Here is a 13818-nt window from a genome sequence, read left to right as displayed (position 1 = left end):
AAATGAATAAAAAAATAATTGTACTATTTCGTAATGATTTACGACTAGATGATCACCCCGCGCTCTGGCATGCAGCTAAATCAGGGGTCATTTTACCGGTTTATATTCATAATGAGCAATTTTCAATGTGCAATACCGCTCAAAGTTTTTGGACGTACTATTCACTTCAGAATCTACAAGCGACACTTGATGACTATAACACGCAACTGATTTTACGAAAGGGTGAAGTCATTTCAGAAGTACTACAGTTAGCTTTAGATACTGAAGCGGACGCTGTGTATTTTAACGAGCGTTTTCTTCCAACTGAACGAAATGAAGATGAGCAGCTAACCAATATATTACAGGCTAATAATATTGAAGTAAAAGCATTCTATGGTGATTCATTATTCAACTTATCGAACATTCAAAATCAACAAAACAAGCCTTATGCCATTTTTACATCATTTTATAAGCGTTGTTTGCAGGAGCCCGTGCGTAAACCGCTTGGTCAACCTACTAATATTAGAGCTTTTCCAACGAAGGTATCATCTCTAGCCTTAGAGCAATTGCAATTACTGCATGGTAATTGGTATCACAAGTTTCACCATTATTGGAACCCTGGGATAGATGGGGCAATGGAGCAGTGGGAACTTTTCGTAGAACGAGGTTTATTTGACTACCAAGATAAGCGAGATTACCCTGCCAAAGAAACCATTTCTAAAATGTCGCCATTTCTTGCAGTGGGTAACATTAGCATTCGCTTGCTTTGGGCAACATGCCAAGAGCTAATAGATGATGAGGACAACGCAATATTTAGTCAGCAGATAGAAAGCTTTTTAAGACAACTTATATGGCGAGAGTTTTCGATTTATCAACTATTGAACTATCCTACATTTTCTACCGATTCATTACGCAGTAATTTTCAACATTTTGAGTGGGAGCCTCATTCCATTCGTCTTGAAGCATGGAAAACTGGACAAACGGGGTATCCTCTTGTTGATGCAGGGATGCGTGAGCTTTGGGAAACCGGCTATATGCATAACCGTGTAAGAATGGTTGTTGCATCTTTTCTAGTGAAACACTTATTACAACCTTGGCAAGAAGGTTATGCATGGTTTGAGCATACGCTTGTCGACTTTAATGCAGCAAATAATGCTATGGGTTGGCAATGGGTAAGCGGTACGGGTATCGACTCTGCTCCTTATTTTCGTATCTTCAACCCTTCGTTACAAGGAGAGAAATTTGATGCAGATGGTGCTTATATAAAAAAATGGGTGCCTGAATTAGCACTTCTCCCTGCAAAGTATATACACGCGCCACAAACAGCACCAACGGCCATCTTGGAACAAGCCGGAATCACATTAGGTGATACCTATCCATTGCCAATCGTAGATCATAAAACAGCACGAGCCCGTGCATTAGAACGATATAACGCTATAAAAAAAGCTTAGAGCTACTCGTGCTCTAAGCGTCGAATTAGATTGAATAAAAATAATCAATAAACATATTTTTACTATACTAGGAGCAAACTTTGCTGCCAGTGGGCTGTTCCAGTTGATTGGAGTGGAAAGCGCAACACTCCTGTAGGAATAACACGAGCGGAAAAAGCGTCCGCCACAAAAATTAGTTGGAGCCGTGCCTGTGGAAAGGGCGCTTCTTGCACGGAAATTACTTTATTGCAAACACGCAAAGGCGTTCATTTATATTTGTTTCATGTTCTAGATGCACCTCATGTATCAATTCAAAAGGGGTACCGTGATGTAAAAACTGCAAATAATCGTATGGTGGATAATATAAAATAATATGGATTTCGCGCATCTGTTGCTCATAAGACTTCCATATATTATGAATAACCGTACGGAATATATTAATGGAAAATGGATTAAAAAAGAAAAAAACATTATCATGTGGCTGTATGTTATAGTTTTCCGCAATTGTATGAACAAAAGAAATGTTCGCTTGTGAGCCCTTTTTTCGGCAATAACTTTCCTTGTTATGCTCTGCCTCTTTATAAAAACCTGCGTCCATTTCAACTCCAATTGTCGGAATGTGAAATTTATGATGAATATAAATAGGAACCCTGCCTTTCCCACAGCCCATATCAATAAAAACTGGATTTTCCGGCATCTCATATTGGGAAAATAATTGTTCTAAGCCAGTATAGGGCGTTGGCTCGTAGCGATGATAGTGAGCCAGTTTAGGAAATCCATATTGTTCACCGACCGTATTAATATGCAAAAATTTATCAAATTGTTGTTCATTCATCAGTTAGATACTCCTCGAAAAAAAAGAATGCTTTATTTTAGCATGTAAAAAAGCAAACACGATATCCAAAAAATTTGGATATCGTGTTTTTTTAGCGTCCTCTACGATTAAATCTAAAAACAAAGAGGAGAGCAGCTACTAAAAATGAAAATGAAGCGGTTGCTGTTAACACTGTACTTTGATCGATTCCTGTTGCTTGCATCGTCTGCTCATTGCCCTTATTTGGATTGCCCATTCCCTCTGGACGTTGCATTGGACCACCTCGCGCCCCTTCTCCCTGTTCATTGCCCTCGCCAGCTTCAGGTGCTTGTGCAGGGTCGAAGTCTTCGGGTAATTGACTCGGGTCAAAGTCATCAGGCATTTGCATTGGGTTGCCATTTACATCACCATTTGGCATCATCATATTTCCTTGTGCAGTTGCACTTGTTTCGACAACTAGTTCACCAGATAGTTGCTTTAAAATCGATGCAGAACGTTGTTTTGCAAATTCAGGTAGACTGTTGTCCCCCTCCACACCTTCTAAAAACTGCTCTGTTGTGAAAAATTTTGTAGGATCGGCTTCCTCATAGCTTGTTAATAGCAACGCTAAATTGTTCGTAAGCGACTGAATATAATCTTCTGTTAAATAGCTTGTTGCTAATTTTTCTAAGTACCCTTCATACTTAGCGCGGTACGCTTCATTAGACAATAATGCATTTAATAGTGGGCGTTCTTCTAAAGTTGTCCCAGATACTGGTGTCGTAATGCTAAAATTAATGGCACTATCCGCCATTAAATCTCCAGTCATTCCGCCCAACATATTGAAGTCTCCTTTATTGCGGTTGGCATTTGCTTGTCTTTCTTGAATTTGTTCAGCATTTGACTGGTCACCTTGTGGTTGCTTTATCGCTGGGGTAGCTCCATTTTCCTCCTCAACTGCATTTGTCTGCATTTGATTTGGATTACCACCCATTCCACCACCAACACCAAAGCCACCAAATGACATATTATAATCCCACGGTATAATTGAAAACACACCCTTATCCTCATATAAATAGTAGTTGTGCTTCATATTCCCTTGGTAACTATCTAAGTTTACTAGCGCTGTATTTACAGCAAAGTAACGTAACATCTCATCGACATCTAAATATTTTTCGATATTTCCACCATTATTAATGGCATCGAGCATATCAATTAGCTTTGAGTTTTCAACATTATCTTCATTCGTTTTTAAACCAATTCCCGTATAATCGGCCAGATCATCGCTAATATATTTTAAATCACTGCCTGTACCATCTGGTTTAAATAAAAATCCATCGTTGGCTCCGTAATGATTCGCTAAAAATGTTTCGTCGACCGCTTCTATACCTAAATATAGACCCCGCTCTTCACCATTTACCGTGACATACATATAGGCGTGAGCAGGCGTCGGTAAGCCCATTTTTTCCATCAGCTCATACGAAATATATTCGCGCATTAAAGTTGAATCACTGTAATTATTGTTTAAATTTAATTTCTTCAGTCCATATAAGCTTTGCGTATCATCATAATAGTCAAAATCGACTTTCAAGCTATAACGGTCGGAGTCACTATTCACAACAGAACGTAACGATAAGTTTCCTTTTGTACGAATCGCCACATTTTCTATTGTCTTACCATTTATCGTAATATTGGCTTGCTTTAGCTCCTCATCAGCAGCATTTTCTAGCATGTCCTCCCAATCCTCTTGAGCTATTTCAATATCTACAGTTGTTACTTTGCTTTTATTGAACACAAGCGTCTCATAGGAAAATTCCGTGTTTTTTGTTTCGATATTTAAGTTTGGAAGCAGAGCCACCATCACGCCAAAGAGTAGAAGGAGAATCGCCATACTAGTATAGACAATGCGATTTTTAATCATTGACTGCACCTCTCTTGTTCGCCGTTAGAAAACCATTACGCTGTGAAATTACCATCGTAGCTCAGCATAATTGCTGATTTGACACCAGGTACTTTTGTTACATTGTCCATAAACTTTGCATCATTTTGCTTTACGCGAATTTCGTAAGTGGTTTCAACTTCATCATTTTGAATAATTGATTTTGATTTTAACGCGAATTTTTTAGATTGTGCAGCAATGATACGTTCAACTTCTTCACAAGCTACATCTTCTTCAAATTTCACAATTAATAAATAAGGATTTTCAATCGTAATTTTATTTACTAATACTAGTAGAACTAAGCCTATTAATATAGCACCGATAATAACGAGTGGAATAAATCCTGCTCCACAAAGAATACCTGATACGATTGCCCAGAAAATATACACTAAATCCATTGGGTCTTTAATCGGTGTACGGAAACGAACAATGGATAATGCCCCTACCATACCAAGTGACAACAAGACGTTGGAACTAATCCCCATAATAACGAGCGCTGTTGCCATGGTCATAATGAGCAACGAAATATTAAACGAGTGGGAATAAATTACACCATTAAAGGTTTTCTTATAAACAGCGTAAATAAATAGCCCAACAAAGAAAGCAACAACTAATCCAATAATGGAATCGGTTAATGAAAATGAGGTCGTTTTCTCTAGAAAATTTGATTTAAAAATATCACTAAAATTCATATTATCCATTTTTTATTTCTCCTTTGTTATACGTGCATACGACTAAGCTGGTATTTCGAATAAGCTTCAGCACGGGTATCTACAGATTGAAGTAAATACTTAATAATGTCTGGCAAGTACGAATCATATTTCACTTCTAAAATAACAAGGTTCGGCTCAAGTACATCCACCATTGGCAGATTTTGATTGAACATTTCGGTATTGCGCAGGCTTGACTGCACCTTACTATCAAACGTTACACGCACATTACCAAAAGGGTAAATGTACGCCTCGCGCTCATAATCGACAACTGTCGTCGGCTTTAGTTGGTTATATTTCATCTCATAAAATAATTCCCGTATTAATAGGCGGTCATCATTTTCCATCCAATCTATGTCCCCGATACGCATCTTTTCGTACTCCGCTTGTGAAATCACACATTTCGTTTTAAACGTTAAATTATTGCGCTTACTTTTACGCTCTAAATTTACTAAAGCAGCCGATTTCCCATAAATACGTACCCGATATTTATCGCGATTAATAAACCCTTCTTTTTTTTCATTCAATACTTTGTTCGCAAAATTATCGAAGTATGTGCTTCGAATTAAATACTTTCCATCTGGACCAGCGTTACGATCTAACTTCATCAAATGCTGGATTTTACTTTTTAACAGTGCATAGTCCGGATAGGAGATTGCCTGTTTAATTTCTTTCCGACCATTTGGGTTAAAAGATGTTACTTTAGGCATGATTAGCGCTCCTTCCTTTATTGCTTTTCAATCTTGTATTGCTCTTGTTTCGTTGTTAGCCATGTCATATATTCTTCGTTGATACGTGATTCTAAAACGGTTTCATACACTTCATCTTGAACGTCTTCAAAAACAGCTTGTTGTGCAGGCTCTTTACCTGTTACTTTAATAATGTGATAACCTTCTACTGACTGCACGACACTACTTACAGCCCCTTTTTCAAGAGCGAATGCTGCCGCTTCAAACTGCTCATCCATCTGACCACGCTGAATATAACCTAGATCGCCACCATCTTCTCTTGTATCTGTATCAACGGAATAGGCTTTCGCCAACTCTGCAAAGTCTTCACCCGCTTTTAACTTCTCTTCAACCTCTTTTGCAGTTGCTTCATCTTCAAGGAAAATATGACTAGCCGCCACTTGCTCCTGTTGACCGTAGTCATCCTTGTGTTCTTCAAAATATTGCTGTAATTCTTCATCCGAAATATCTATGCTTTTCGCCATAACATCTTTTGTCAACTGATACATGCGAATATTATCTTTAACACTTTCCACAGTTAGACCATTGGCATCGAGTGCCTCTTGTAAAGCTGCCTTTCCGCCATAAGACTCGACCAGCTCATCATATTCCGCTTGAATAGCATTATCCAATACAGTAATACCTTCTTTTTCTGCCTCAAGCGCAATGATTTTATTGTTTATAAGTGTGTCTAACACTTCTGCGCCATATTGTTCGCGCAATGCCTGATCTAGCTCTGTCTGAAGAATTTTTTCACCGTCCACCGTTGCCACATAATCGCTACTATCACCACATCCCGTTAACAGCAGCACGAAGGCAACAGGAACGGCAATGATATTGGTAAACCTTGAATATATAGCCATTCTCTATAACATCCTTTCGTGTATGTCCTCGTTTACATTGCTTACTATAAAGGGCTAATGTGTCAGTCAGATGTCAGCTTTACAATTCCTTCAATAAATTTTTACATTGCCCAACCCTTACTCTTACGGCATAACAAAAAGCTACCACGCCGTTACTGCGTAGTAGCTTTCAATACTATTATTTCAAAACATGTTCCAGAAGGGTTACTTTCAACTAATCGTAAATCGCCGCCAATTGATTGAGCCATCATTTTACTTAATGGAAGCCCTAAGCCTAGCCCTCGAACAGTATATTTTTTATTCTCACCTCGATAAAAGCGCTCGAAAATAAATGCCTGATTTTCTTGTGATATTCCGTTTCCTGAATCCTGTACAGCAATAATAACACAATCAAGATTTTCCCTTAATGTAATCGTCACGTAACCAGCCTGCATGGCTTGCTTTGCATTAGTTAAAAGATTGGTGAATATTTGCTGTATACGTACAACATCAGCTTGCACATTTACCGGCTCCGGAAGATAGTGCACCTGTATCTTAATATGTTGCTCATCCTCCATCACTTCCCACTGTGCCACTGCATCCCGTACAATGTGATTGACATTGAGCGCTACGAGCTTAACAGGAATCGCATCCACCGCAAAACTGTTAAAAGCTAATAAATCCCCAACCATTGTTTTCATTTTCGTCGTTTCTATAAGAGCCATTTGAATAAATTCTTTGGCATCTTCCCCCGTTACAACGCCATCTCTTACAGCCTGCAACAACCCACTAATAGATGTAACGGGCGTTTTTAACTCATGGGTAACTCCTGCTAACAGCTCCGTTCGCGTTCGTTCGAGTTGTTGTAACTTATTGGCCATGTCCTTAAAGGATGTAACAAGTTCAAATACTTCTTCCTCTTTACTATTTTGAGGTAACTCAAATGTATAATTGCCTTCTTGTACTTGTTTAGCCGCTTCCGCTACTTGCTTAATCGGACGCACTAAGCGCTTCGATAAAAAATAGATAGCTCCCCAGCCGAGGATAGCAAGTGCTCCAATTATGATGGCTAGTTGTCCATATGCTTGTTGAACTTTCGTCAAGTTTTCCTTCTTCTCTAACACAAGCACCCAGCCAACAACCTTATTCTCTTTTACAATTTTCTTTTTCACCACATAATGAACCATCTTTTTTCCTTCAGCTTCCACAACAATTTTTTTCGTTCCCTCTTCTCCATCTAATAAGTTAGTCACATTATCACTACTTCCCGGTGGCATGGGACGATTTCTTGTCAAGATATTGCCTTTCCCATCAACTACATATAAGATTGGGTCAATTTCCCTCATGTTCAAGCGTTCACGATTGCCGATAAAGCCTGGTATACCTTCTGAGGGCGTATTATTATTTGGAACAGCTGAATCCGACAAACGATAAACCGTTTCCTCTGCTATAAAATTCATTAAGTCTAGTCGATTCTCCAAAGTTGTGTGACGTATCCAACTAGCAGAAATAAAAGAAATAATAGCTAGCCCTATAAAGAGTGTGAGTAAGTAACGGCTCGTCCAATATTGAAGTAAGGAGATTCGCTTATTTTTTTTGAACACTTAACTGATACCCCAATCCTCGTAATGTTTTTATCTCTCCTTCTGCCTCATCCCAGTCTGTAAGTGCCTTCCGTAATCGCTTCACTGCTAAATCGACAGCTCGATCACTGCCCTCGTATTCCCATCCCCACACATGTTCAATAAGCTGGTCACGAGTGAATGTTTGATTTGGATGCTCAGCTAAAAATAATAATACCGATAAATCTCGTGGTGTTAACACAATTTCTTGACCATTGAGGAACACTTGATGTGCCTGCATATCAATTTCCAACTGTCCAAATCGTTTCGTTAAAGATGATTCTCGCTTGCTTTCAGATCGTCTTAAAACAGCTTTTACTCGCGCAACAACTTCGTCCGCTATAAATGGTTTCGCAATATAATCATCCACACCTTGATCGAACCCTTCTAAGCGGTAATTTACATCGCCTAAAGCCGTTAACATAATAACTGGACAAGAGCCCTCATTGCGAATTTCATGCAAAATTGTCCAACCGTTTTTTTCAGGTAACATAATATCTAATAACACTAAATCTGGCTGGTGCTCCAGAAACAATTCCAATGCACGACCACCAGTAAAGCATTGTATAACTTCATAGCCAACCTTTTGCAAATAAGCCTTCAGTACTTGGCTAATTGCAAACTCATCTTCTACCACTATAATTTTTATCATCACTTTCTCACCTCGCCACTTGCTTGTTGATTTTTTATAATAGCATCTATTTATGTCAACAAAATGTCAGCCCACGCTACAAAAGAACCCTATGTATGTATATTTGAAAACAAGATGGTAACGATAGTTATAGAATGCCTACAACTACTGGTTGAGATATAATAAAGAATAGAAGTCAATATCGTCATTTGAAATATCGTTTTCCTTTGCAATTTTGTTGACAATGACTTCCTAGGACACTTATCATTGATTGCGAATGATAATCATTGATAATTCATTCGATTTTGCTTTAATTTATCTTCAATAAAATGATTAGGGGGTATTAGTATGATTATTGTTACCAATCGTATTCAAGTAAAGCCTGGCTTTGCTGCGAAAATGGCTCCAAACTTTACGAAGCCAGGTCCACTGCAACAGTTTGAGGGTTTTCACAAAGTAGAAGTATTAATTTCTACAGACGATCCTACATATGACGAAATGAGCGTTAATATGTACTGGGAATCGAAAGAGCATTTCCAAGCGTGGCGTAATAGCGATGCTTTTGCGGCGGCGCATCACCGTCCTGAGCCTGGCTCTGAAGGCGCAAAACCTGAGAACAGCCCAATTATCGGCAGTAAAATTGTCGTTGCTGAGCTAGCTTCTTCTATCGAAGCACAACGTTAATAACAAATTGTAAACCTATTTAAATTATCTTCTGATTCTATCTAAAAAACCATGCATATTTCTAGAAAATATGCATGGTTTTTTCTTGGTGTCAGGCACTCAAACAATTCTCAAACAATTCTTAGTCATTGAAATACTACTACTAAGAAATAACCGACTATTGATAAACATACCGAACCAATCAGTCCTGCGATAAAGGCTTTAATGCCTAATTGCTTAAATGTTTTCATTTCTACATTCAATCCTAAGCCTGCCATCGCCATAGCAATTAAAATATATGCGCAATTTACGACTGTTTGTGCAAATGCTGGTGGTACTATTCCTAACGAATTAATAGCGCTCATAACTAAAAAACCTAGAATAAACCAAGGGATTATAGATAACGAAAATGCTTTGTTTCCTTGTTCTTTGTTTCTTCTTTGATACATAATTCCAATTACAATCGCTACTGGTACGAGCAAAGCGACACGCGTTAATTTTACAATGACCGCCATATCTACAGCCTCATCGCCACCCGCCGCCGCTGCTGCAATAACGTGAGCTATTTCATGCAATGTACCTCCTGCAAAAATGCCATATTGTGTCGGTGTTAAGCCAATAAGTGAATACACCACTGTATAAATAAGTGTAAATACTGTGCCAAGCAAGGCGACAATCGCTGCACCTACAGCAGTTTCCTTTTCATTCGCCTTAATTTGAGGGGCAATCGCTACAACAGCCGCAGCTCCACAAATAGCTGTTCCACAAGCCGTTAAAATGCCGAGCTTTTTATCGACATGAAATACCTTCGTTAACCAGTAAACAACAAAGAGAGCAAATACTAAATTGAGAAAGGCAATCAAAAAGACGCTCGCTCCTGCATGATAAATATCAGCTAAATTCAAGCGCATCCCCAGCAAAATAATACCTAATCGCAATAGTTTTTTACTCGAAAAAGATATACCTGTTTGCCAGACATCAGGTACAGTAAATATTGCTCGCCATACCATCCCAAGTATGATTGCTATTACAAGCTGGCCCAATATTGAGAAAAAAGGAAATGTCGAAATATACTTAGCCACTAAGGCAAGACCTAATGTCAAGATAAGCCCCTTCATAAATGGTGGCGCTAGTAAATTCTTTATCCCCTGTTGTTGATTCATGCTGTCCACTTCTTTCATTCTTGATGATTATACTTTATAAAAAAGTTAATCATCAGTAAAATACATATATATAATTACAATTATTAATTTTTCTAATAATAAGGGGTGATACGATGCAATACGATGCGTTAAAAACGTTCGTTACATTAGTTGAAGTCAATAACTTTACGAAGGCCTCAGAAATTCTCCATATTTCCCAACCTAGTGTCAGTCTGCATATTAAAAACCTTGAACAAGCGTTGCAAACTACTTTATTTATCCGCTCGCCAAAGTCTGTGCAAATAACACCAACTGGTGAGATTTTATATAAGCGTGCCAAACAAATTATGGCTATTGCTGAGGCAGCAAAGGAAGATATATTAGCTTATCATCATTCGATTCAAGGCACGCTCGTAATAGGGGCTAGCTTTACAATTGGAGAAAATATATTGCCTGTCATGTTATCGAAACTTCAGCACAAATTCCCTCAATTAGAGCTACAAGTTATTATTGGCAATACCGATGAAATTATTCGATTTACTAAACTATTACAAGTAGATATAGGGCTTATTGAAGGTCAGGCACATGACAACGAGCTTATTATTCATCCTTTTATGGAAGATGAGTTATTTATAGTTAGCGCAAACGACCACCCTCTTGTTCAACAATCTGCTATCACGATCCCACAATTACAACGGCAAAATTGGGTTGCACGTGAAGTTGGTTCAGGTACACGTAATTATTTAGATCATCTATTTAGAACAAACGGACTTCAAGTGCAATCACTCTTAACCATTAGTAGCAACCAAGGTGTGAAAGAAAGTGTGATTGAAGGACTAGGCCTATCTTTACTATCTGGCAGTGTAATTGAGCGCGACCTTCGAAATGGTGATCTTGCTATTTTGCCACTTGCTGAACAACGATTTATCCGGACATTTTCCTATCTACACTCTCCTACAATGAAAAACAAACGAAATGTTGATGCACTGATTGAATTGATTACAAAGAAAAGCGAAGCATAAAAAAAGGCTTAGCAGGCTATCATCTAGTCGCTAAGCTTATTTTAAAGTTCGGGGGTTTATCTGCTTCCGAGCTTGTTTACGTTCAATAATCTCGATAAATTTTGTAGCAGCACGGGACAATGGAACACTTTTTAAATAACACATCCCAATACTACGATTTGGAATGCTTTCTACAAGTGGTAATTCATAAAGTAGCCCTCGCTGTAAATAATCCTTTGAAAATTCCTTTGTTACACACGCGATTCCTAAATTACTACGTGCGAATTCAAGCACTAAATCATGTGAACCGAGCTCAAACTCCGGTGCAATTTGAATACCTTTTGACATTAAATAAGTTTCAACATAGTTTCTCGAGTTCGATTTCTTCTCAAGAAAAATAAGGGGGAACTTTAATAAATCCGCAAAACTTAAGCTTTTTGACTTGAGCGTTTTATATTTCTCTCCACAGACGAAAATATCTTGAACTTCCGTGCACGCGGTTAATTGTAAACTGACATCTTCTATCGGGAAATTGCAAAGCCCGACATCAGCCTCACCCGATTTTATAAAGTTACATATTTCCGAAGTAGTGCCATTTAACATTTGCAATTTTATATTTGGATACATCGTATGAAATGACTCAAGATATGGCATTAAAAAGAAGCGGGAAATTGTATCTCCTACCCCTATTTTCAATTGGCCTGTCGTTAAATTTTTAAATTCTAGCAGCTTTTCTTCCCCTGCATCTAAAAGACCTAATGCCGAGTTAGTATATTCAAATAGCAACTTTCCTTCTGTCGTTAATGTGACGCCCTTTGGTGTTCGGTTGAAGAGTCTAGTGCCTAGCTCCCTTTCGAGCTGCATCATGGCTTGGCTAACGGCGGGTTGTGTCATAAATAAATCTTTAGCCGCCCTAGAAAAGCTACTATTTTTTGCAACGACACTAAAAACACGATATAAATCTAATTTCCCTATCATATAAGCTCTCCTTATAGCTATTATTTAAACTATTAATTTTACTTATATCATTAACTGAGCGTATAGTAAAATCATATTGGTTTTATTCATCTCATTAAAAATTAACATATAGCTATTTAATAAGGAGAGATTATTTTGGAACGTGTAGTTGGAACAGTGGTAAGAGGTCTTCGTGGTCCGATTATTAACGAAGGCGATAACATCGAACAAATCGTTGTCGATACAGTACTAAACGCTGCTAAAGTGGAAGGCTATTCAATTGAGGATCAAGATATTGTGACAGTAACAGAATCTGTTGTAGCCCGTGCACAAGGTAACTATGCATCAATCGATGACATTGCAACGGATGTAGCTGCTAAGTTTGGTGATGATACAGTTGGTGTGATCTTCCCAATTTTAAGCCGTAATCGCTTTGCAAACTGCTTACGTGGTATTGCGAAAGGGGTAAAAAAAGTCGTTTTAATGCTAAGCTACCCATCGGATGAAGTTGGCAACCACTTAGTTGATATCGACGAACTAGATGTTAAAGGTATTAATCCTTGGACTGATACCTTAACAGAAGCTGAGTTCCGCGAGCATTTCGGCTATAAAAAACACACATTTACAGGTGTAGATTATATTGAATACTACAAAGAATTAATCGAAGCTGAAGGTGCAGCTTGTGAAGTCATCTTCTCAAACAATCCAAAAACAATTTTAGCCTATACAAAAAGTGTACTAACTTGCGATATTCACACTCGCTTCCGTACAAAACGTATTTTAACAACGAATGGTGCTGAAAAGGTATTTTCGTTAGATAATATTTTAGCTGAATCTATTAATGGTTCTGGCTTTAATGCAGAATACGGTCTACTTGGCTCAAACAAAGCAACTGAGGAAAGTGTAAAACTATTCCCACATACTTGCCAACCAATCGTTGATGGCATCCAAGCAAAAATCAAAGAAGCTACTGGTAAAACAGTAGAGGTAATGGTTTATGGAGATGGTGCATTCAAAGATCCAGTGGGTAAAATTTGGGAGCTTGCTGACCCTGTTGTTTCACCTGCCTACACTGCAGGCTTAGACGGTACACCGAATGAAGTAAAATTAAAATACTTAGCAGATAATGATTTTGCTGATCTTCGCGGAGAAGAATTAAAAACAGCTATCTCTGAATATATTCAAAATAAAGACGAAGATTTAACTGGTCAAATGGCCGCTCAAGGTACAACACCTCGTAAATTAACAGACTTAATCGGTTCTCTTTCTGACCTAACTTCAGGCTCAGGCGATAAAGGAACACCAATGATTTATATTCAAGGTTATTTTGATAACTATACAAAATAATACGCGATAACAACGATAAACACCCGCCTGCATA

13 protein-coding genes are annotated in these 13818 nt (G+C 38.2%); 4 read left to right on the top strand and 9 right to left on the bottom strand.

Translation table 11 applies throughout. The features are described from left to right. Window positions 1-2 precede the first annotated feature (2 nt). On the top strand, window positions 3-1430 hold the full coding sequence (locus LS41612_RS00845; protein ID WP_024364422.1) for a cryptochrome/photolyase family protein: 1428 nt from the start codon (window positions 3-5) through the stop codon (window positions 1428-1430). 217 nt (window positions 1431-1647) lie between these two features. On the opposite strand, the gene LS41612_RS00840 is transcribed toward LS41612_RS00845, so the two are convergent. The 7 genes from LS41612_RS00840 to LS41612_RS00810 form a co-directional block, all read right to left on the bottom strand. After that, complete coding sequence (locus tag LS41612_RS00840) at window positions 1648-2244, bottom strand: class I SAM-dependent methyltransferase (RefSeq protein WP_024364423.1); 597 nt, start codon at window positions 2242-2244, stop codon at window positions 1648-1650. Window positions 2245-2335: 91 nt separating this feature from the next. After that, window positions 2336-4123, bottom strand: coding sequence for a CotH kinase family protein (locus tag LS41612_RS00835; protein ID WP_024364424.1), 1788 nt, complete (start codon window positions 4121-4123; stop codon window positions 2336-2338). Window positions 4124-4158: 35 nt separating this feature from the next. Beyond that, window positions 4159-4842, bottom strand: a complete 684-nt coding sequence (locus tag LS41612_RS00830) for a DUF4956 domain-containing protein (protein ID WP_024364425.1) — start codon at window positions 4840-4842, stop codon at window positions 4159-4161. A gap of 17 nt (window positions 4843-4859) precedes the next feature. Further along, window positions 4860-5561, bottom strand: a complete 702-nt coding sequence (locus tag LS41612_RS00825; RefSeq protein ID WP_024364426.1) for a polyphosphate polymerase domain-containing protein — start codon at window positions 5559-5561, stop codon at window positions 4860-4862. 17 nt (window positions 5562-5578) lie between these two features. After that, window positions 5579-6442: a peptidylprolyl isomerase gene (locus LS41612_RS00820; protein WP_029747415.1), complete on the bottom strand. Its 864-nt coding sequence runs from the start codon at window positions 6440-6442 to the stop codon at window positions 5579-5581. A 152-nt stretch (window positions 6443-6594) separates the two neighbouring features. Further along, window positions 6595-8025 carry a sensor histidine kinase gene (locus LS41612_RS00815; protein ID WP_024364427.1) on the bottom strand — a complete coding sequence of 477 codons (1431 nt, stop codon included), beginning with the start codon at window positions 8023-8025 and terminating at the stop codon, window positions 6595-6597. After that, window positions 8009-8695, bottom strand: coding sequence for a response regulator transcription factor (locus LS41612_RS00810; RefSeq protein ID WP_024364428.1), 687 nt, complete (start codon window positions 8693-8695; stop codon window positions 8009-8011). The genes LS41612_RS00815 and LS41612_RS00810 overlap by 17 nt, the downstream gene beginning before the upstream one ends. A gap of 327 nt (window positions 8696-9022) precedes the next feature. Here LS41612_RS00810 and LS41612_RS00805 point away from each other — a divergent pair, with 327 nt between their 5' ends. Beyond that, window positions 9023-9358, top strand: a complete 336-nt coding sequence (locus LS41612_RS00805) for a heme oxygenase (protein WP_024364429.1) — start codon at window positions 9023-9025, stop codon at window positions 9356-9358. 125 nt (window positions 9359-9483) lie between these two features. On the opposite strand, the gene LS41612_RS00800 is transcribed toward LS41612_RS00805, so the two are convergent. Next, window positions 9484-10500 carry a YeiH family protein gene (locus LS41612_RS00800; protein ID WP_024364430.1) on the bottom strand — a complete coding sequence of 339 codons (1017 nt, stop codon included), beginning with the start codon at window positions 10498-10500 and terminating at the stop codon, window positions 9484-9486. A gap of 113 nt (window positions 10501-10613) precedes the next feature. Between LS41612_RS00800 and LS41612_RS00795 the strand changes: the two genes are divergently transcribed. Then, entirely contained in the window at window positions 10614-11501 is an 888-nt protein-coding gene (locus tag LS41612_RS00795) for a LysR family transcriptional regulator (protein WP_024364431.1), read from the top strand. Window positions 11502-11537: 36 nt separating this feature from the next. Here LS41612_RS00795 and LS41612_RS00790 read toward each other — a convergent pair whose 3' ends face one another. Then, window positions 11538-12458: a LysR family transcriptional regulator gene (locus LS41612_RS00790; RefSeq protein ID WP_029747416.1), complete on the bottom strand. Its 921-nt coding sequence runs from the start codon at window positions 12456-12458 to the stop codon at window positions 11538-11540. Window positions 12459-12593: 135 nt separating this feature from the next. On the opposite strand from LS41612_RS00790, the gene LS41612_RS00785 reads away from it, so the two are divergent. After that, a complete protein-coding gene (locus LS41612_RS00785; protein WP_024364432.1) occupies window positions 12594-13784 on the top strand; it encodes a coenzyme F420-0:L-glutamate ligase in 1191 nt (396 codons plus the stop codon). Window positions 13785-13818 lie beyond the last annotated feature (34 nt).

The organism is Lysinibacillus sphaericus (genome assembly GCF_002982115.1).
GTDB classification, from domain to species: Bacteria; Bacillota; Bacilli; order Bacillales_A; family Planococcaceae; genus Lysinibacillus; species Lysinibacillus sphaericus.
Note: the sequence above shows the minus strand (reverse complement) of the source record. Positions and strands in the feature narration are given on the sequence as shown.

What these genes read in the sequence shown, in the direction of transcription:
- LS41612_RS00795 (WP_024364431.1), top strand. Translation starts at nt 10,614, where the DNA reads ATGCAATACGATGCGTTAAAAACGTTCGTTACATTAGTTGAAGTCAAT.
- LS41612_RS00845 (WP_024364422.1), top strand. Translation starts at nt 3, where the DNA reads ATGAATAAAAAAATAATTGTACTATTTCGTAATGATTTACGACTAGAT.
- LS41612_RS00810 (WP_024364428.1), bottom strand. Translation starts at nt 8,695, where the DNA reads ATGATAAAAATTATAGTGGTAGAAGATGAGTTTGCAATTAGCCAAGTA.
- LS41612_RS00800 (WP_024364430.1), bottom strand. Translation starts at nt 10,500, where the DNA reads ATGAATCAACAACAGGGGATAAAGAATTTACTAGCGCCACCATTTATG.
- LS41612_RS00830 (WP_024364425.1), bottom strand. Translation starts at nt 4,842, where the DNA reads ATGGATAATATGAATTTTAGTGATATTTTTAAATCAAATTTTCTAGAG.
- LS41612_RS00805 (WP_024364429.1), top strand. Translation starts at nt 9,023, where the DNA reads ATGATTATTGTTACCAATCGTATTCAAGTAAAGCCTGGCTTTGCTGCG.
- LS41612_RS00790 (WP_029747416.1), bottom strand. Translation starts at nt 12,458, where the DNA reads ATGATAGGGAAATTAGATTTATATCGTGTTTTTAGTGTCGTTGCAAAA.
- LS41612_RS00840 (WP_024364423.1), bottom strand. Translation starts at nt 2,244, where the DNA reads ATGAATGAACAACAATTTGATAAATTTTTGCATATTAATACGGTCGGT.
- LS41612_RS00825 (WP_024364426.1), bottom strand. Translation starts at nt 5,561, where the DNA reads ATGCCTAAAGTAACATCTTTTAACCCAAATGGTCGGAAAGAAATTAAA.
- LS41612_RS00820 (WP_029747415.1), bottom strand. Translation starts at nt 6,442, where the DNA reads ATGGCTATATATTCAAGGTTTACCAATATCATTGCCGTTCCTGTTGCC.
- LS41612_RS00835 (WP_024364424.1), bottom strand. Translation starts at nt 4,123, where the DNA reads ATGATTAAAAATCGCATTGTCTATACTAGTATGGCGATTCTCCTTCTA.